This window comes from Microtetraspora malaysiensis (assembly GCF_001528665.1).
GTDB classification, from domain to species: Bacteria; Actinomycetota; Actinomycetes; order Streptosporangiales; family Streptosporangiaceae; genus Microtetraspora_A; species Microtetraspora_A malaysiensis.
On the sequence record NZ_BBYJ01000049.1, the window covers coordinates 1 to 17,248 of the forward strand.

Annotated in this window: 18 protein-coding genes; 7 read left to right on the forward strand and 11 right to left on the reverse strand. The window is 66.7% G+C overall.

What is annotated here, in order from left to right:
- On the forward strand, positions 1–210 hold a 210-nt coding region (locus AWQ71_RS39415; protein ID WP_157570882.1), incomplete at its 5' end, for a hypothetical protein.
- 113 nt (positions 211–323) lie between these two features.
- On the opposite strand, the gene AWQ71_RS41185 is transcribed toward AWQ71_RS39415, so the two are convergent.
- Positions 324–1,298: a helix-turn-helix transcriptional regulator gene (locus AWQ71_RS41185; protein ID WP_169806743.1), complete on the reverse strand. Its 975-nt coding sequence runs from the start codon at positions 1,296–1,298 to the stop codon at positions 324–326.
- Between the two features lie 222 nt (positions 1,299–1,520).
- On the opposite strand from AWQ71_RS41185, the gene AWQ71_RS42465 reads away from it, so the two are divergent.
- Positions 1,521–1,808 carry a heavy-metal-associated domain-containing protein gene (locus AWQ71_RS42465; RefSeq protein WP_157570884.1) on the forward strand — a complete coding sequence of 96 codons (288 nt, stop codon included), beginning with the start codon at positions 1,521–1,523 and terminating at the stop codon, positions 1,806–1,808.
- A 249-nt stretch (positions 1,809–2,057) separates the two neighbouring features.
- Here the strand turns inward: AWQ71_RS42465 and AWQ71_RS39430 are convergent, their stop codons facing one another.
- From AWQ71_RS39430 to AWQ71_RS41190, 5 genes are all read right to left on the reverse strand, one after another.
- A complete protein-coding gene (locus tag AWQ71_RS39430; RefSeq protein ID WP_084259831.1) occupies positions 2,058–2,612 on the reverse strand; it encodes a GNAT family N-acetyltransferase in 555 nt (184 codons plus the stop codon).
- A 109-nt stretch (positions 2,613–2,721) separates the two neighbouring features.
- Positions 2,722–3,123 carry an NUDIX hydrolase gene (locus tag AWQ71_RS39435; protein WP_067144257.1) on the reverse strand — a complete coding sequence of 134 codons (402 nt, stop codon included), beginning with the start codon at positions 3,121–3,123 and terminating at the stop codon, positions 2,722–2,724.
- 214 nt (positions 3,124–3,337) lie between these two features.
- On the reverse strand, positions 3,338–4,222 hold the full coding sequence (locus tag AWQ71_RS39440; protein WP_067144259.1) for a hypothetical protein: 885 nt from the start codon (positions 4,220–4,222) through the stop codon (positions 3,338–3,340).
- Positions 4,223–4,372: 150 nt separating this feature from the next.
- Positions 4,373–4,573 (reverse strand): DUF5708 family protein, encoded by a 201-nt coding sequence (locus AWQ71_RS39445; protein WP_067144261.1) that lies wholly within the window; start codon positions 4,571–4,573, stop codon positions 4,373–4,375.
- A 155-nt stretch (positions 4,574–4,728) separates the two neighbouring features.
- Positions 4,729–5,292, reverse strand: coding sequence for a GNAT family N-acetyltransferase (locus tag AWQ71_RS41190; RefSeq protein WP_084259833.1), 564 nt, complete (start codon positions 5,290–5,292; stop codon positions 4,729–4,731).
- A 259-nt stretch (positions 5,293–5,551) separates the two neighbouring features.
- Between AWQ71_RS41190 and AWQ71_RS39450 the strand changes: the two genes are divergently transcribed.
- Positions 5,552–6,154, forward strand: coding sequence for a hypothetical protein (locus tag AWQ71_RS39450; RefSeq protein WP_067144263.1), 603 nt, complete (start codon positions 5,552–5,554; stop codon positions 6,152–6,154).
- An 18-nt stretch (positions 6,155–6,172) separates the two neighbouring features.
- On the opposite strand, the gene AWQ71_RS39455 is transcribed toward AWQ71_RS39450, so the two are convergent.
- The 4 genes from AWQ71_RS39455 to AWQ71_RS39470 all read right to left on the reverse strand — a co-directional run bounded on the left by AWQ71_RS39455 (position 6,173) and on the right by AWQ71_RS39470 (position 8,879).
- The gene (locus tag AWQ71_RS39455) at positions 6,173–6,979 is read right to left on the reverse strand and encodes an AAC(3) family N-acetyltransferase (RefSeq protein ID WP_067144265.1); all 807 of its coding nucleotides are present in this window, start codon (positions 6,977–6,979) and stop codon (positions 6,173–6,175) included.
- 123 nt (positions 6,980–7,102) lie between these two features.
- Entirely contained in the window at positions 7,103–7,405 is a 303-nt protein-coding gene (locus tag AWQ71_RS43545; protein WP_067144267.1) for a DUF6980 family protein, read from the reverse strand.
- 479 nt (positions 7,406–7,884) lie between these two features.
- The gene (locus AWQ71_RS39465) at positions 7,885–8,256 is read right to left on the reverse strand and encodes a DUF6247 family protein (protein ID WP_084259835.1); all 372 of its coding nucleotides are present in this window, start codon (positions 8,254–8,256) and stop codon (positions 7,885–7,887) included.
- A 65-nt stretch (positions 8,257–8,321) separates the two neighbouring features.
- The gene (locus tag AWQ71_RS39470) at positions 8,322–8,879 is read right to left on the reverse strand and encodes a hypothetical protein (protein WP_067144269.1); all 558 of its coding nucleotides are present in this window, start codon (positions 8,877–8,879) and stop codon (positions 8,322–8,324) included.
- A 389-nt stretch (positions 8,880–9,268) separates the two neighbouring features.
- On the opposite strand from AWQ71_RS39470, the gene AWQ71_RS39475 reads away from it, so the two are divergent.
- Both AWQ71_RS39475 and AWQ71_RS39480 read left to right on the forward strand, forming a co-directional pair.
- Positions 9,269–10,240 (forward strand): ATP-binding cassette domain-containing protein, encoded by a 972-nt coding sequence (locus AWQ71_RS39475; RefSeq protein ID WP_067144271.1) that lies wholly within the window; start codon positions 9,269–9,271, stop codon positions 10,238–10,240.
- Positions 10,237–11,088: an ABC transporter permease gene (locus AWQ71_RS39480; RefSeq protein WP_067144272.1), complete on the forward strand. Its 852-nt coding sequence runs from the start codon at positions 10,237–10,239 to the stop codon at positions 11,086–11,088. Before AWQ71_RS39475 ends, AWQ71_RS39480 begins: the two co-directional genes overlap by 4 nt.
- A gap of 6 nt (positions 11,089–11,094) precedes the next feature.
- On the opposite strand, the gene AWQ71_RS39485 is transcribed toward AWQ71_RS39480, so the two are convergent.
- Complete coding sequence (locus tag AWQ71_RS39485) at positions 11,095–14,208, reverse strand: ATP-binding protein (RefSeq protein WP_067144274.1); 3,114 nt, start codon at positions 14,206–14,208, stop codon at positions 11,095–11,097.
- Positions 14,209–14,570: 362 nt separating this feature from the next.
- Here AWQ71_RS39485 and AWQ71_RS39490 point away from each other — a divergent pair, with 362 nt between their 5' ends.
- Together AWQ71_RS39490 and AWQ71_RS39495 are read left to right on the forward strand one after the other, a co-directional pair.
- Positions 14,571–15,398 carry a hypothetical protein gene (locus AWQ71_RS39490; protein ID WP_157570885.1) on the forward strand — a complete coding sequence of 276 codons (828 nt, stop codon included), beginning with the start codon at positions 14,571–14,573 and terminating at the stop codon, positions 15,396–15,398.
- A 731-nt stretch (positions 15,399–16,129) separates the two neighbouring features.
- The gene (locus AWQ71_RS39495) at positions 16,130–16,966 is read left to right on the forward strand and encodes a hypothetical protein (RefSeq protein WP_157570886.1); all 837 of its coding nucleotides are present in this window, start codon (positions 16,130–16,132) and stop codon (positions 16,964–16,966) included.
- Positions 16,967–17,248 lie beyond the last annotated feature (282 nt).

A 17,248-nucleotide genomic window follows, 5' to 3' on the forward strand; every position in this document is an offset into this window, starting at 1 on the left:
GATCTGCGGGTGGCGGCGGACGCGATCCGGTTGTCGCGGCGGACGTTGCGGACGATCAAGGGGAATCTGTTCTGGGCGTTCGCGTACAACGTGGCGGCGTTGCCGTTGGCCGCGGCGGGGTTGCTGAACCCGATGATCGCGGGTGCCGCGATGGCGTTCTCGTCGGTGTTCGTGGTCAGCAACAGTCTCCGCCTGCGCGGTTTCAAGTAGAAGGTTTCACGTAGGAGCAGGACGAACGGCGGCCTCCGGGAGATGTTCCGGGGGCCGCCGTTCGCTGTGCCGGAATAGGTGTCGGCGGGGTCTGCCGCGTTACGGCGGGTTTGTCAGTCGAGCCAGCCGAGTCGCGCGGCGCGTACCCCGGCCTGGAAGCGGCTGCCCGCTCCCAGCATCGCCGTAAGCTCGCCCACCAGGCGGGTCACCGTACGCGTCGAGACGCCGAGGCTACGGGCGATGGCGTCGTCCTTGGCGCCCGTGGCCAGCAGACGGAGCACGGCTCGCTGCTGCTCGGTGAGCGCCGCGTCGTCCGCCGAGCGCGGGACGTCGACCAACTCGGACGCGTTCGTCCAGCAGAACTCGTAAAGCGCCGCGAGAGACCTGATGACGTCACGTCCGCGGATCAGTACGGCGCCGCGCTCCAGATCCTCGGGGTCGGCCTGCACGACCGCGACCTGCCGGTCATAGATGAGCATCCGGGTCGGGATCACCGGCGCGACCCGGATCTGCGTTCCCTCTTCTCTCCGTGCTCGCAGCCGGTCGCGCAACATCGGGTTGGCGAGCATCGCCTGGGCGTGCAGCTCGCGCTCCCGTACGCCGCGGCTCCGGCGTCGCCTGATGCGGGCGTCGCCGGTGTCCAGCCGCTCCGGAGTCCAGTTCGCCGCCGGGTGCATCGTCATTACTTCCAGCTGGGCCAGATCCGCCAGTTCGTCGATCCGGTTGTTGAGCGCCGCCAACCGCTCGCGCTCGTAGAACTCGACGCGGAGATCGTCGTTCGCGTGCCGGGTGAACCCGAGGTAGTTCTGCGCGAGGGAGGCCACCCTGACGTGGTGTTCGACCAGCCGGTCCAGTGCGCGGTGGCTGCTTTCAAGGCCGCGGGTCAACGCCGCGACCGCGTCGACGGTGGTCTCCGTCCCGGTGTCCAGCAGGCCGAGACGTACCAGGCCGTCCTGGGCCCGCCTGAGATCGTCAACAGACAGTCCGAGTTGCTCTGTGGCCTCCGCGAGGGACTCGCCCTGCTCGTGCATCCGCGCGTACAGCATGCGGACATGGCGCTCTTTCTCGGCATGAGACGCGTCGGTCACCAGCCCTGGCACCCCCGTTTCGGTATCAAGGATGCGACAACGATGGCATCGGGCGCTTCTGCCGCAAAATCCGGATGATCCACGCCTGGATGGCCGATTCACGCCATGGCGTTCTCCGGACGCCTCATTCACCACCATTCGCCTCTGCACTGCGGCAGGCTCATTGGCGGCGGACTCGACCGGAACGCCTCCCCATTTACCTCTCGATCTGAGGAGATCGGTGTGATCACCATTGCCTACAGCCTGGTCGGCTACCACGTCACTGGTCTGTCCTCCGGGACCTGCGATCATTGCGTGGCCGCGATCAAGGCCGACCTCATCAAGGTGCCCGGTGTCGTAGGCGTGGAGGTGGATCCCGGCGCCGGGAAGGTCAGTGTGCTCACGAACAGCGCGGTGGATGAGGACCTCGTTCGCGCGGCGATGGACCTCGCGGGCTGCGAGATCGTCGGATCCGCGATCGAGGAGGAATCCAGGGAGGGCGGTCCCGTCCCGGTTCCCACCCCGGCCTGACGGCAAGGTTCCTTCGTCTGGTGTGCTGCCCACCAACCTGCTGTTCAACGTCACCGGCCGTCCAGGTGCGCTGCCGCGCTGTCGCAGACGAGGCCACCTGGGCGGTTCGCTGACCCGCCCGCTGGTGCTCGGCACGATCGTCGCCCTCTTCGTCGTTACGCGGATCATCGCGCCGGCAGTCTGGCGATTTGTGACGATGAGGGCGACGGCCCGGCCCGGCTCCCCCTTCGCGCCGATCCCCGGAACGGCCTACTCGGGCAGGCGGGCGGCACGTCCCGGCTTCCGCGCCGTCTCAGGACTCACGTAGTAGTGCACCACGGCGTGTTCGCCCGCCGCGTTCAGCCAGTCGGCGCGGGTGGTGACGACACGTCGCCATCCAACACGTTCGTACAGAGCGATGGCCGCGTGGCCGTCGTCCGATACGTCGAGTATGAGAGGCATCCCGAGGTTGGCGGCCTCCTTGCCGGCCACCTCGAGGAGCTGGGTGGCCTGCCCGTGGCCTCGCCGCCGAGGGGTGACGAAGAGTCGGGTGATCGATCCAACCGGATCAGCCGGCGTACCGAGGGCCTCGGCGAGGGACGGTTCAAGGGTCGCCGCGTCAAGCTGTGCGAGTCCCACGTGTCCGACCACGTCAAGCCCGTCAACCGCCACCCATGCCTCAACCAGGTTGGACGGTGTCAGCCATCGCCCGGGATCGGCGGGCCAGTCCACCGGGTAGCGATCGGACGCCTGCACGGCGGCGAGAGCATCGATGCACGCAGGCAGATCCTCGGTAGTTCTCCGACGGATCAAGAGGGTCTCCATCCCAGGGATTTTATTGCGGGCCGTCGGAACCTGCCGATGGGCCGGGACTGCGCACAAGACTCCGAGTCGGGGGCAGTCAATACCTGTGGATCGGTTGGGGTGCGCTGAGTCAGTGAAGCTGTCCGGTTTGGTGTAGGTGATCGAAGATGATCTGGTCGACTGGGGACACACGGTCGCGGTCGGCGTAGCTCAGCCAGGTGATTTCTTCGATCTCGCTGCTGGGCGTCGGTACTCCGTGATGGTCGGCGGTGTAGCAGGTCATCCGCACCGTGATGCCCTCGGCGTGGCCGTGTGCCTGGGCCTGGTAGGTGCCCACGTGGGTGGCGGTCGCGGGAATGATGGCGATGGAGAGTTCCTCGTCGATCTCGCGGATGAGGGTGTCGAGGTCGGTTTCGCCGGTTTCGCGTTTGCCGCCGGGGATGTAGTAGGCGTTCTTGCCTCGCGACCGGGTGCTGAGGATCTTGCCGTTGTCCAGGTGGATCCAGGCGATCTTGTCGATGGTGCGGTTCATCGTGTGCTCCTGTTGTCGGGGGCAGAGGGATGGGCCAGGCGGCCAGGTCGCCGGGGCGTTCGAGGAGCTTGCCGTCGGTGAAGGCCGCGCCAACGTCGGCCATATCTCGAAACCACCATCGGATGATCCGGGAAGGCACACCCTTCCCGGCAGATCCACAGGTTTCGATCATTGCTCCGAGTCGGCTTGATCAGCGGGTGTCCGGCAGGTCGTCTCACTTGGTGAGGAGTGCTGCGGCATCGGGGGTGAGGCGGCCGAGGGTTCTATCGGGGCGCCGGAGGTTGTGGCACCCGTCGAGCGCGACGTATGCCTCCCAGAAGCCGGGGGTCAGTACTGCGAACCGGGTGTGGTTGCTCGGGCAGTCGGTCGCCGGCGCGGCGTCCAGAGCGTTGAGCAGGGTGCGTAGTTTGCTGCCCTTGAGTATGCGCGAAGATTCGAGCCTTCCCATGGCCATACCCCGGGGGTCGACCGTGCTCGGGGTTTTCTTTGTGATGCGGTAGACGCATACCCGTAGGCCCTCCGGTGGGGGGTTCCAGATGGGGGAGGCCACTACCTCTGGCCGTCCCTGGCGGCGGAGAAGGTCTGGGTACTTGTCGCTACAGCCGGCCCGGAAGGCCTTTTCGCTCTCGACCCTCCGAACGGGTAACTGTTTGTCGACGTGGTACGGCAGGCTGCGAATGGCGGCCAGAGCGGAGGGGAACGGCTCTCCGCATACGCCGTTCGGCACGTCGGGTAGCACCGCCCTGCCGGAGGAGTCCACCACGACGAAGTAATCGACCAAGATGCGCACGTCCAGGCAGTCCTGACCGAACAACGATCTTTCGGATGGGCGGCGTAGCTCGGTCATCAGCCCGGTTGCGGGGCCGTCGGCGTGCTCTTGGATCACGACCTCCCAGAGCCCCTTGCCGGGCAGAAGGCGAGACTCCCAACGGCAGCGGATGACCTGGACCGGTGTGAAGTCGTTGGGGAGCGGCTGGCGTGGCGGGGTCGGCCGGACCGGGTCCGGCCGACCCTTCGGGCATGAAGCGGTGACGACGTGGTCCAATTTGGCCCTGCCATCCTCGCGGTCGCATCCGGTGAGAACGACGACGGCGAGCAAAGCGAGAACTACCCGAAGAGATCGCACTCCACTGGGACGTGTTGCCTGTCCCTTTTGGTTCGCCGAGGAAAGCGATCAAGGACAGGATTCCGTGCGCGCACCTGATGAGGCCGCCTCCGGTATTCGGGGCGCAGAGCTCGAACTCTCCGGCTATCCGCGCGCCGCGCCGTCGCCGCGGAAACTCCGGTAGACCCCGTACAAGATCTCCAACGCTCCGATGACCATCAGGACCACCCCGACCTTGGACGGTGTGAAGATGAAGATCTCCACATCGAGTCCGGGCAACCACAGTGCCAGCCCCGCCGCGAAGGTGATCGAACCGGTGAGGAGCCTCTTGCGGGCAGAGGTCATGAGCAGTCCTTTCGACCGGGGAGGGCAGGCGTGCCGAATCTTCAAAAGACGCTAGTCAGGCCCGGCCCGCGCGACCTCCTGCCGGTTGAGGAGATCGGGCTACATCCTTCGGCCGACACCGCCGCTCATTCCTGGCCGCGGGGAGCCGGCCGGTTTCACGCGTCGTTGTTGATTCGGACGTGCAGGTGCCCATCGCGCGGGAAGGCGGGAGGTTGGGCGGGGAGAATGGAACGGAGCGCATACCGGCATTTCTTTGCCACACTGCACGACGCGTGATTATCGACGGCATGCAGCAGATCGAGGCGGGTTAGCGGCATGATGCGCTGCGAATCAAACGCCCAACGCGATACAACCTCAAGAGCGCGGCCGGCGATGCCCCGGCCTCGGACTTCGGCCGACGTCCAGTAACCGACCGTCGCCAGAGCCTTGCTGGAATCGGTCGCCGTGACCGCAATGTGGCCGACTGGACGACCGGCATCGCCGTTCTTGCCGCGGCACTCCAGTATGGCGAAGCTGAATCGGACGCCGGTGGCCCATCCTTCGCTCTGATCATCGATCCAGCGACGAGCCTCTGTGTCGCTGGCAAGTGAGGTGGTCAGCCAGCGGCGCAGAAGCGGATCGCGATGAGCCGCTACGAGAGCCACCGCATCCTCTGCTCGCCAGGGACGTAGGCGCAACGCAGGTGTGGATATGCCCTCGTGGCCAAGGATTTCCACCATGACACCCCACGGGTGTCGCTGGGTCACTCGGACCCGTTGGCCAGGGACCAGGTCGGCTTCTGCGGCATCGAATCGCGACACGAGATCATTGTGTCGCGGGGGTGTGCTGAACCGTTAGCCTGCCTCGTTGAGCAGGGAGAACCATGATTTGAGCTGTTCTCACCGGCCTCGTTTGCTCATGGGTTCGTCGATCTGAAGATTTGGCGTGTGGCCTGTGACGCCTGTCCTCCCGTGTCTTGATGCTCTTAGGCTGCTCGTCATGGACAACGGTGGAACATTTCTTCAAGCGGCGGACATCACTGCGACGCTGGACACCGTGCTCACTGCCATGCGAGCTGTAGACGCCGGCATCACTTACCGCCTGGGGGGCACGAGCGCGGCCCTTCTCCAGGGTGTCCGACTTCCTGTCGGGGATATCGACCTTTTGGTGGCGCGGCGAGAGGATGTGGATAAGTTCGGTGCCGCGCTCGCCTCGTTTCCCTGTCTGAATGCTGCCTCGTGGCTTCCACAGTCCTCGCAATACTTCGCCAGGTATGAGGTGCACGGGGTCAAGGTGGAAATCAGCACCGTTGAGCGGCAGGCTGAATCTGACGGGATGGAATGCGCTGGTCGCGGCCCATGGCAGCACTACGTGTGGATCGCCTGTGGCTCGCACCAGGTTCCTGCGGTTCGTTTGGAACTACGGTTGGCTACGGAACTCGTACGGGACAGGGCCGACCGTTACGAACCTCTCCTCGACTATATGAGCGCCCATGGGTGCGATGTCGACCTGTTACATCGGGCCATGAGGGACCAGGGTCTGTCAGCGGAACGCCGGCGCCTGGTCTGGGGTCGCCTCGGCCATTCTGCTCCCGCCTCCTGACAGCTGCCGACGCATTTTCTACGGGGACTCTCCCGCCGCGGGACGATGGGCGGCCATCCAGTCTGTCGCGAAGTCGACCAGAGCACGCTGGGACATCAAGCGTGCCGTCGCGCAGCCAACCTTGCCGATCATCGCCGCGCCGGTGGCTTCGAAATCGGCGCCGAGCCGCTCGAAGTCGTCCGTATCGGGCACCACATCGGTCCACGTGGTCCACTGGCCTGCTCCGTCAGGCTGCCGGACCGAGGCGCCGGCGAGTGCGCGTGGCGGCGATGCCTGCCGGTATTCGGCTAGGTGTAGCGACGTGTTCGAACCGTGCCCGCACCCCAGCAGCAGCACTTTCCCGTCCAGTCGGTACACCGCCCCGAGTGGTGAGTGATCGCCCAGCGCATCGTCGAGCTGGTGCCCGCCAATGATGTCCACAGCGTGCGGGCCATGCGCGGCGAAGGAGACGTGCGGATGGTCGCTGCGCAGGGTGTCGGGCCAGTTGCGGACCGACTCGGCGATGACGCCCATCCACTGACTCGGCGTACGCGACGGGTCGAAGCCGGGCGCCTGCTCGCGGATCACCGGCCACCACGTCTCAGGGACCGGCGGGTTCCGCCAGCCGGCCGGATCGGTATTCGCGGGCGTGTGGGTCGGCACGACGAGGGTGCCTTCCGGGCCGAGCACGTCGAGCAACGCCTGCACGACCGCCTGGGTGCCGCCGGCGACGAAGCCGATGCTTTTCATCGACGAGTGCAGGAGCACGATGTCGCCCGCGGTCACGCCGAGCGCATGCAGGTCCGCCGCAAGGGACTGAGTGGTCTGGGGGAGCGGTTGATCCACTTGGCGGAGTGTACTCGGGGGAGGATTTCGCAAACCATGACTGGCAGGGGTCGGTCCGACTTCGCGAACGTTGGTGCCTGCGGGGCGAGGAGGTGCCGAGAGTTGATGACTCTTCTGATCAGATCATGAGTGAAGCCAACGCCCGTCCTCGTACTCGGAGGGGATCTCGCCCCTCCACGGGTCGATCCCACGCCGCTCCAACTCCTCGAACCAACGATCACGCTGCGAAGCGGGCAGACGGCTCCCGCACCACGGACAGAAGGTGATGCCGATGACTGAGGCCCCGCCGTCATGGATGATCAGGCCGTACTCCTGGAACCTGGCGTCGAACCTCACGAGGGCGTCTGGGCACTCGAACGGATCTTCATGTTGTTCGCAGCGCCACTTCACCCGGCGTGTCATCGACCCACAGCAGTGCTCGCTCATGGAGTAAGGCTCTCGTGGACGGAGATCGGTACGCTACTCGATCAAACCCTCAGGCGGTCGGCGATAGCGCTCCGCGCCACCAGGTGAGCTGTCTGAGACCGGACGGGCACAGGCGAACGGACTCCGAGACGGACGAGCGCAAGGGCGACGCCGAACGGGTGCTCACGCTGATCGAGGCCAAGATGATCTCGGGGGAATGGGTGGATCCGGATCGCGGCTGCAACGCTCAGCCGTACCAAGCGATTTGAATGATCTCCACCAGACGTCGGTACTCGACGATCAGATAGGTAGCCATGCCCGAACCGCCGTCACCGAATGTCTGTGTTCGCATCGGGGCGTCAGGCCGTTCTCTTACGAAGGGGTTGCCGTTCCACGGGGCAACTTGAAGGAACACGGTCCTCGTGGAACGCTGCGAGCGCTTCGGCGGGAAGTGCGGCGACCTGCTCGTCTAATTGCTTGCTCCCGCTGACTGTATACATCTAAAGGTTGAGTTCCACGCCGAGTTCGGATGCACGTTCGGCAAGGACCTCCCGCAACGGTCGCCCCGGGACGTATTCGCCACGTTCGATCTGATCTTGGATGCGAGCCCCGTGTTCCAGGACCGCTTCGTACTCCCCGATCGCCTTCATCCTGGCCATGTGCCACCAATGAGCGAGCAGGGCGTTGACGGGCGTGAGGTCCAGTTCCTCGGTGGCCTTGGCCATGGCTTGCCGGTAGTCCCGGTCGAAGTAGTCGTGATCGCTAGGAGGAAGGCAAGCGCGGATGTTGCGCGTACTACGGTCGACCTTCAGGGACTCCACGATCTGTTCCGGTGTCCTAACGCTGATCAGTTCGTGCGGCTCGGCGGTCATGCCGCTACCTCCTCACGTTCACCTCGGCTCGGGTGCGCCCGCGCCTTCGACCGCGAAAGCCGGGGTCAGTGCTGCCAATCGCAGACGTAACTGGCCCTGGCCACGTGCCACGGACTCCATGCCAAGTTCTCATCCTCGTCCTCGAAGTCCTCCGAGTACTCGGAGTCCTCGGAAAGGTTCGGCTCCTGTAGAGGAGGCTCGACGTAGACGGTCTGCATGCCCCAGGGGCGCTCCACGCGGACCGGAATCGGCCATTCCTGAGTGGAAATGGCGGAGCAATTCGTGACCTTGTAGACGAATTCGAAATCCGCCGTATCACCCGGGCCGAGAGTGATGGGAGTGCGTGTGCCCTTCACCCTGAGCAGCCGCATGAAGGAACTGCTGCGCCCGGCGCCCGCGATCGTGACAGGCGTCCACGCTTCGTTTCTGATGCCGAATCGAATGGTTGTCACGCGAGTGTCGCTGTCGCTGGACCCGCCGCTGCCCTCCAGCATCACGGCCTGGAGACGCGCGCGGACCATGCCCGAATACCATGAAACGGCTGCCGCTGCCGACACGAGCGCAACGATGACCAGCAGAATTGTCGATCGCACGCGCAATTTGGGCCCGCCCGTCTCCGTCATGCTGCCTCCCTACTCCGATCCGCTCAATTCGAGAATGACACTTCTTTCGCACTCTTCACCATTGCGGTTGGGTATCGACTCAGGCGACCAGAATCCCGGCGGCGTTCCAGGTGTTGCACGGCCCGGCTTTACGAGGGCGTGTTGAGGCTGCACACCAATCCCACCTCCGGCGGCAAGCTCCTGGGCGAGATCGGCAACCGCCACATCCGGCAGTGGCACACGCGGTTGGCCGAGCCGCGGCCGGCGAAGATGCCGCAGTGGAGAAAGACACCGGAGCCGGTGAAACCGCCAGGTCAGAGGTGAAACCGCCGTGAAGCCGCGATGAAGCCGACAACGCAGAAGCTTTCCTCGAACGCCGGGAGGTACCCGGCGGAGAGAGGAGACGCGTCATGGCGGACCTCGGTGCCGTCCGGGCCGAGAACCTGGTCAAGGAATTCGGAGATTTCCGGGCCGTGGATGGAATCGACCTTCACGTACGGCAAGGCGAGATCTTCGGAGTCCTGGGCCCCAACGGAGCGGGTAAGACCACGATGCTCCGGATGCTCGCCACCCTGCTTTCGATCGACGGCGGCCACGCGGAGATCTTCGGTGTCGACGTCCGGCGGGAGCCCCACCGCATCCGGCAGCTGGTCGGCGTCACCGGCCAGTACGCCTCGGTGGACGAGGACCTGACCGCCCGGGAGAACCTCTGGCTGTTCGCCCGGCTACAGGGCCTGACCGGCACCCGAGCCAAGACCATCGCCGGTGAGCTGCTCGAACGCTTCGGCCTCCAGGAGGCGGCAGATCGTCCCCTGTCCCAGTTCAGCGGTGGCATGCGCCGCCGCCTGGACCTCGCGTCAAGCCTGATCACCCGCCCACCCCTGATCTTCCTGGACGAGCCCACGACCGGCCTTGATCCACGAACCCGGGGTCAGATGTGGGACACCATCCGCGAGCTGGTCACCGACGGCTCCACGATCCTCCTTACCACCCAATACCTGGACGAGGCCGACCAGCTGGCCGACCGCGTAGCCGTGATCGACCGAGGCCGAAAGGTCGCCGAGGACACCCCCGACGCCCTGAAGACCCAGGTCGGTGACTCGACGCTGCAGCTCAGCCTCGCTGACGGCTCCGACATCGCCCTGGCCGCGAACATCGTTCGCCGGCTGCTGGGCGAGGAGCCGGTCCTGACCCCGGAATCAGGACGGATGAACATCCCCCTCCCCGACCCCAACCGGGCCGCGGACGTCCTGATCGGCCTGCGGGAAGCAGGCCTCGGCATCTCCTCGGTGAGCGTCGCCAAACCGACGCTGGACGAGGTCTTCCTGGCGCTGACCGGCCACGGCGCCGTCGACGAACCCCAGATGGAGGCGGCCCGATGACCACTACGAGCACCATGACCGAGACCCCCCTCACCGCTCGGCGCGTCGACCCGTCCGCCGCGGTCGCCCGCACCACGTCCCGCAGCTCGGTCCGGGAGGTCTGGGTCCAGGTCCTGGCGATGGCATGGCGAGCACTGAAGAAGATGCGCCGCAAGCCCGAGCAGTTCTTCGACGTCCTCATCCAGCCCCTGCTGTTCACCGCGATGTTCGCGTTCATCTTCGGGGGCGCGATCTCCGGCAGCGTGTCGGACTACCTCCCAGTACTGATTCCCGGCATCCTCGCCCAGACGGCCCTGACCGTCTGCATGGCGACCGGCGTGCAGTTGCGCGAAGACATGGACAAGGGGGTGTTCGACCGCTTCAAGTCCCTGCCGATCGCGAGAGTCGCCCCCCTGGCCGGGCCGATGATCGCCGACCTGATCCGGTACGGCATCGCGTCGGTGCTGACGCTCGTCACCGGCCTGGCCATCGGCTACCGCCCCGGCGGCGGTGTGCTCGGCTGCGTCGGCGGTGTCGCACTCACGGTGATCTCGGGCTGGTCACTGGCGTGGATCTTCACCTGGCTGGGCACGATGGCGCGTTCCGCACAGAGCGTCCAGGGCATCTCGATGATGATCATGTTCCCGCTCACCTTCCTGTCCAACGCCTTCGTCCCCGCCGAGACGCTGCCCGGGTGGCTGCAGGTGTTCGTGAAGGTCAACCCGGTGTCGCACGTCGTCTCCGCGGTACGCGACCTGTTCAACGACGGGGCCGTGACGGCCGAGGTCGGCTGGGCGGTCATCGGCTGCGTGGTCGTCGTTGTGATCTTCGCACCACTGGCGGTCCGCTCGTACTCTCGCAAGATGTAGACGGTGTCAGACCACCCGCTCCAGGACGGTACGGGCCTCGGCCAGCAGGTCGGGGCCGCGTCGTTCGCCGTATTCGGCCTCGATCCGGGATATGACGCCGGGGGCGATCCGTTCGGCGTGCGCGGACAGCACCGACCACTGCATCGTCGGGATGAACCGGCTGTAGGCGAACCGGTCGGCGAGCACGAGCAGGCGAACCCCCTCCTCGGCGGGCAGCGCTCCCTTCAGCAGTCCCCAGATGCCCAGCCCGGCGAGCACCATCCCCATCACCGGGTAGTCCCGGTTGAACGTGTGGTCCGGGTCGAACATGATCAGGACCTTGGTCCGCAGCGACTCGAAGAGGTCCGCGCCGTCGTCGCCCTCGCTGTACTGAGCGAACGCCGAGAGCGCGATGACCTCGCCCAGGATGGCCCACAGTGTGGAACCGTCCGGCGTGCCCGGGACGCGCACATTCCGGAGTACCTCGGCGGTTTCGCGGTGCCGCCGCAGTCCCTCGGCGATGTCGCCGTCGACGAGGGCCAACTGGGCTCTGCCGGCGGCGACCGAGAGGACACCGCCGTGGGTGCCCTGGGAAGCGAGCACCTCCAGCTCGTCGATCATCCGCGCGGCCTCGTCGCGGCGCCCGTCAGTGAGCGCCGCCATGGCGCGGGCGGCGCGGATCTGGAGGGCGTCGTCCACCGCCCCGAGGCGTTCGAGCACCGGGAGCGCCTCGTCGGCATGTACGGAGGCCGACGCGGAGTCACCGAGATGCGCGTACAGGCCGGCCAAGTGGGCGTGTAGCAGCGCCCGGCGCCAGGGACCGCCGTCGTCACCGACGAGCTGGAGGGCGGCCAGGGCCGCCTCGATCGCGCCGGCCGGGTCGCCGGCGTTCTCCAGGCCGTGGCTCAGCCAGTGCAGCGCGATCTGGCGGATCATAGGGTCGGGATCGTCGATCAGCGTGTCGAAGCCGTTCTCGGGGTCCGCCGCCGTGGTGAGCCATGCGGTCACCAGCGCCCGGATGTCCGGGTTCGCCGAGTCGGCGCCCAGCGCGGACAGCATCCGTGCCAGCCCCGCGTTCTCTTCGAAGGAGAAGATAACGGTGTTGAACAGCGCCAGGCTCAGGGCCATCCGGGTCCGGTCGAGGAGCCGGGGTGGTGGCGTCCAACCGGTCAGTACGGCGGCGATGGCCGGGGTGAGGACGATGCTGCGCGGGTGGTCTCCGCAGATCGTCCAGTAGCCGCCCAGAGTGGAGAACAGCACCACCACCGCTTCCGGGTCCGGGTCGGCGAGGGCCTCGCGCAGGATGTCGGCGAGGTTCGTCTCCTCCGAACGCAGCCGGTCCATCGCGTCGATCTGCTCCGGCGAGTACAGCCGGACACCGTGCCGATCGGCGTAACCGACGGCCCACGCGCGCACGGCGGCCCGCGCCTCGGCGGTCTCACCGGCCGAGTCCAGCCGCATCCGGCCGAACTCGCGCACCGTCTCCAACATCCGGTACCGGACGCCGTCGGCCGCCTCCACGACGGTGAGCAGGGACTGCTCCACGAGCTCCTCGACGTCGCCGAGAGCGTCACCGCCGAGCACCTCCTCCGCCGCGTCGAGGGCGAAGCCGTCCGGGAAGGCCGCGAGGCGGCGCAGGGCCCGGCGCTGCCGCTCACCGAGAAGGTTCCAGGACCAGTCGATCACCGCCAGCAGTGTCTGGTGCCGGGAAGGCGCGCTCCGGTCGCCGCCGCGCAGCAGCGCGAACCGGTCCTCCAGCCGGCGGGCGATCTCGGCCGGTGACATCACCCGCACCTTCGCGGCGGCCAGTTCGATCGCGAGCGGAAGGCCGTCCAGGCGGGCCACGACGGCGCGCACGTCCTCCTCGTCGAGGCGTACGCCGGGCCGGGCCGCGGTCGCGCGGTCGCGGAACAGCTCGACGGCGTCGCCGGTGCCCAGCTGGGGCAGCGGGTAGACGTGTTCGGCGGCGATCGCCAGCGGCGAGCGAGTCGTGGTGAGGACGCGCAGCTCCCGCGTGGTCGCGGTCAGATAGGCGACCAGGTCGGCGACCGCCTCCACCAGATGCTCGCAGTTGTCGAGCACCAGCAGCGTCGGGGCCAGGTCGAGCTGCTGGGCGATCCGGGCCCGGATGTCGGCGCGCTGCCGCGGGGTGAGCGTGCGGCGTCCGGTCACCGAGTCGCGGACGCCGAGCGCCGACCCGACCTCGCCGACCAGGTCCTCGGGCGTGGTCACACCGACCAGCTCGACGAAGTGCGCCACCGGCTGCGGGGCCTCGCGGGCGACGGCATGGGAGAGCCGGGTCTTGCCGAGCCCGCCCGGGCCGAGGATCGAGACCACCCGGGAGGTGGCGAGCAGCGCCCGTACCCGTCGGAGGTCGTCGTCGCGGCCGAGCAGCGGGGTCGTGTCGAACCGCACGCCGGCGCGTACGGGGCTGTCGAGCGCCAGCAGCTCCTGGTGGACCCGCCGCAGCTCCGGGCCTACGTCGGCGCCGATCCGTTCACGCAGGTCCGACCGGTAGCGCTCGAAGCGGCCCAGCGCGGCGCCCGTCCCGCGCACCGCCGCCTCACTGCGCAGGAGGTCGGCGAGCAGCCCCTCGTCCTCGGGGTGGACGCGCACGGCTTCTTCGAGCCCGGGCAGGGCGGGGCCGTGGTCGCCGCTCCGGCTCCGGGCGCGGGCGAGCACGAGCCGCACGGACGCCAGGTCGCGTTGCGCGCGCCGACGCACCTCGGCCAGCGGACCGTCACCCTCGGGCGGCAGCGCCCCGACGCCCAGCGCGAGCGCCTCCTCCGCCATCACGGCCGCCGCGGCCGGATTCTCGACGAGCAGCGCCCGCGCCCGGCCCGCCAGATCGTGCAGCAGGCCGGCGTCGACCCGGTCGGCCGGAACCTCAAGCCGGTAGCCGCCGTCTTTCGTGACCAGCGCCTCCGACCCCACGACCGATCTGGTCCGAGACACCAGGACCTGCAGCGCTTTCGCTGGATTGGCCGGTTCGTCGTCCCCCCACACCTCCGCGACGAGCCGGTCCGCGTTCACGGTCCGGCAGGCGAGTGCGAGAGCTGCGAGCAGCGCCTGAGCCCTCTCGCCGACCACCGGCTGCCCTTGCCACCGCACACCGTCGAGCAGGCCCAGGTAGATCGGCATGGCGCAAGTCTAGGCTTCGCCGAGCCATCCACCCGTTCTCACCTTTGACCCGCAGGCGCAATGCTCGCCGCCGGGCCGGGATCTGTCTCCTAACTTCCTGCTTGGAGAGGGTGACGGGAATCGAACCCGTGCCGTCAGCTCGGGAAGTCTTTCAAGATCATGTGAACTGAGCCGGGAAAGCGGGGTTCAGGTCAGAGTAGGCCGGTTGACCATGAGTCTCTGTGAGTGACCGCGGTTTCCCGCTTGTTCTGGCACGGGTCCCTTTGTCGCAGGGGCCGCCGGTCCGGCAGGAACACCGTGAACCGCTGGGCGCTTTCGCCCGTCTCAGGTGCATGAGAGGCATCGGGCTCCTCGCCGTGCTAGTGACGCTCACCGCCTGCGGGACGGCCCCGGCCGCGACCGCGTCTTTGACGCGCTACCAGGCCGACGCGACCGTGCTGTCCAACCCACAGCACGGCCCCCAGCTCTGCGCTTTCGTCGCTCAGTCCCTGCCGCCCCAGTGCGCCGGCCCTGACATCATCGGGTGGGACTGGAACGGGGTGAAGCATTCCGCCCGGAACGGTGTGCGCTGGGGTGAATACCACGTAGTCGGTACCTGGGACGGGAAGAGTCTGACGCTCACTGAGCCCCCGCGCTCTGCCCGGCAGCACGGCGACGCACCGCGTGACCGATCCCGCTTCACCACACCGTGCCCGAAGCCTGCGGGCGGCTGGCGCCCGGTCGACCCCGCGAAGGCCACCGAGAGGGCGATGGAGGCGGCGCTCGCCAGGGCTCAGAAGCTTCCCGGGTACGCGGGCAGTTGGCTGGACCAGAGCTACCTCGAAGAGATCGACGGCTACGATCCCAAAGACCGCCGATACGTGGAGCGGTACGCCAACGATCCCAAGCGGCTCGTGCTGAACCTGATGTTCACCGGCAATGCGTCCGCCCGTGAGTCCGCGATCCGCGAGGTGTGGGGTGGCGCGCTGTGTCTGAGCCGCGCTGAGCGCACCGAGGCGGAGCTCCGTGCGCTCCAAGAGCAGGCGATGAAGGAGATTAAGGGCGCTCAATCGGCCTCGGTGGACGAGCGGGCGGGCCGTGTTGAAATCGGGGTCTGGGTCGTCACACCAGAGCGACAGCGTGAGATTGACGAGAAGTACGGGAAGGGCCTGGTGGTCCTCGAAGGCTTCCTCAAGCCCGTGGGCTCGTAATCGATCCGGCACCCCCGTCCGCGCGAACGCCCCGGTCGGGGAATGCGGAGGCACCCAAAAGAAGGGCAATTAAAGAAAGCCCGCGGGCCGCGGAGCGGAGCCGGTAGCGGACAGGCCATCCGCACATGGATTAGGGCGCTCAAGGACGCGAAGCTCGGCGGCTCCATTTCCATGATCTGCATCACCCCGGGAACACCTTCGCCTCGCAGTCGGGGGCGCCCCTGCGGGAGCTGATGAACCGCATGGGGGCACTCGACCACGCGGGCCGCACTGATCTATCAGCACACCGCGATGGAGCGGGACCGGGCCATCGCCGACGCGCTCGGGAAGCTCGCGGAAGGAGCCCTGAGCGAACAAGATCCAGACGGATCGGGCACGTAACGGGCGCGGAAGATCGAACAGGTGCCAGAAATGATCGAGGACTCGGCGGGGATCTACTCCCTGACCTGGGCCTTCGCTCGTGGAGCGGATGACGGGAGTCGAATCCACGCTGTCAGCTTGGGAATCATCTACTGACCTTGCTGCCCTGAGCTGGGAAAACGGGGGTGCAGGTCAGGGCTGGTCGAGTTTCCGTGATTCCCCGTGAGTGACCGTGGTTCCTCGCCGGTTCTGGCACGGATCTGGCACGTTGATCACGGCTGCTCGGTATGGAGGGGGCGTCTTTTGTGTTGCTCCGCCAGGGGCAGGTACGTCACAAGCCCTGATCTTGACGCACGAACCGGCTGTACGGGATGGTCATCGACGTGTCCCTGTCGAACGACGAACCAGCAGTTGAAGTGATCCCTCGTGCGGGTGTATCCGAGCCGCGTTCACGGATGCGGACAGTCGTAGCGGCCATGGCCGTGCTTCTCACCATCGGTGGAGCAGGTGCTGTCTGGTTCTCCGGGATGCGCTCGCAAAGTGTCCTTCCCCCACCGGACGGCCCTTGGCCTGAGCAGCGTGGGTTCATGGTTCTGCAGTGCTCGGCGGAAGGGCTGACGCCGGAGACCCAGCCAGTTGTCGAGAAGTTCCTTCGCACCTTGCCGGAGATCGAGAATCTCACGGCCTACAGCAAGGTGCAGATGGAGGGAGAGCCGCTGATGACGCGCAATGTCTGCGGCGTCCAAGCGCATTTTGTGGGAACCGCTCGTGATGTGAGTGACATTCCGAAGATCGCGGAGGAGGTAGCGAAGTCGCCGATTTCCGTGGGTCTGGTGCGGTTGCCCGTTAATTTCTGGGCGGACAAGGCGGACGTGCGGGTCATGTTGACTGGCCTGGGTTCCCCCGTTCTCCAGCTTGGAAGGGAAGGAGCTCGTGCGGCGGGGAAGAAGGATATAGAGGTTATCGTCGAGAAAATTCTGCAGGCAGTGGATGTCGACAAGATCTATTACGAGGACAGTGCCTTCGCGACGAAGATCAGCGCCTCCTACTGCCCTGACCGTCTGTGCGGTTTCATTCCAGGTCCGGTCGATCAGGAGGCCCTCTATGTCAAGACTGATGCTCCCAGCGCAGCCGAGACGCTGAAAAGTGCTCTTGATGACATGCCAGGCGTGGACTACGTTTTTCCAGTCACCCCTGACGTGCTGTGACCGGCCTTAGCGATGGAGCGGGTGACGGGAATCGAACCCGCGCTGTCAGCTTGGGAAGTGCATGGATCACGGCCCGTCGGGGGTGCTGACCTGCGCGATGGGCTGGTCATGAGCGACCGTGATTGACCCCTCGTCACCCTGCCTAATTGCACGGTAATTGCACGATGATCAGCTCGTGAAACTGGCCTTACCGCGCGGCACCTTCCCCAACCGGAGTGGCCTTCAGCGTGAGCTCAGGTGGATCACGAGAGGATCTGTCCGCATAGGCGGCCGATCACCACG

Coding starts and splice junctions, on each gene's coding strand:
- AWQ71_RS39430 (WP_084259831.1), bottom strand. CDS start 2,612: ATGGAGACCCTCTTGATCCGTCGGAGAACTACCGAGGATCTGCCTGCG.
- AWQ71_RS39435 (WP_067144257.1), bottom strand. CDS start 3,123: ATGAACCGCACCATCGACAAGATCGCCTGGATCCACCTGGACAACGGC.
- AWQ71_RS39445 (WP_067144261.1), bottom strand. CDS start 4,573: ATGACCTCTGCCCGCAAGAGGCTCCTCACCGGTTCGATCACCTTCGCG.
- AWQ71_RS41190 (WP_084259833.1), bottom strand. CDS start 5,292: ATGGTGGAAATCCTTGGCCACGAGGGCATATCCACACCTGCGTTGCGC.
- AWQ71_RS39450 (WP_067144263.1), top strand. CDS start 5,552: ATGGACAACGGTGGAACATTTCTTCAAGCGGCGGACATCACTGCGACG.
- AWQ71_RS43545 (WP_067144267.1), bottom strand. CDS start 7,405: ATGAGCGAGCACTGCTGTGGGTCGATGACACGCCGGGTGAAGTGGCGC.
- AWQ71_RS39465 (WP_084259835.1), bottom strand. CDS start 8,256: ATGACCGCCGAGCCGCACGAACTGATCAGCGTTAGGACACCGGAACAG.
- AWQ71_RS39470 (WP_067144269.1), bottom strand. CDS start 8,879: ATGACGGAGACGGGCGGGCCCAAATTGCGCGTGCGATCGACAATTCTG.
- AWQ71_RS39475 (WP_067144271.1), top strand. CDS start 9,269: ATGGCGGACCTCGGTGCCGTCCGGGCCGAGAACCTGGTCAAGGAATTC.
- AWQ71_RS39480 (WP_067144272.1), top strand. CDS start 10,237: ATGACCACTACGAGCACCATGACCGAGACCCCCCTCACCGCTCGGCGC.
- AWQ71_RS39485 (WP_067144274.1), bottom strand. CDS start 14,208: ATGCCGATCTACCTGGGCCTGCTCGACGGTGTGCGGTGGCAAGGGCAG.
- AWQ71_RS39495 (WP_157570886.1), top strand. CDS start 16,130: ATGGTCATCGACGTGTCCCTGTCGAACGACGAACCAGCAGTTGAAGTG.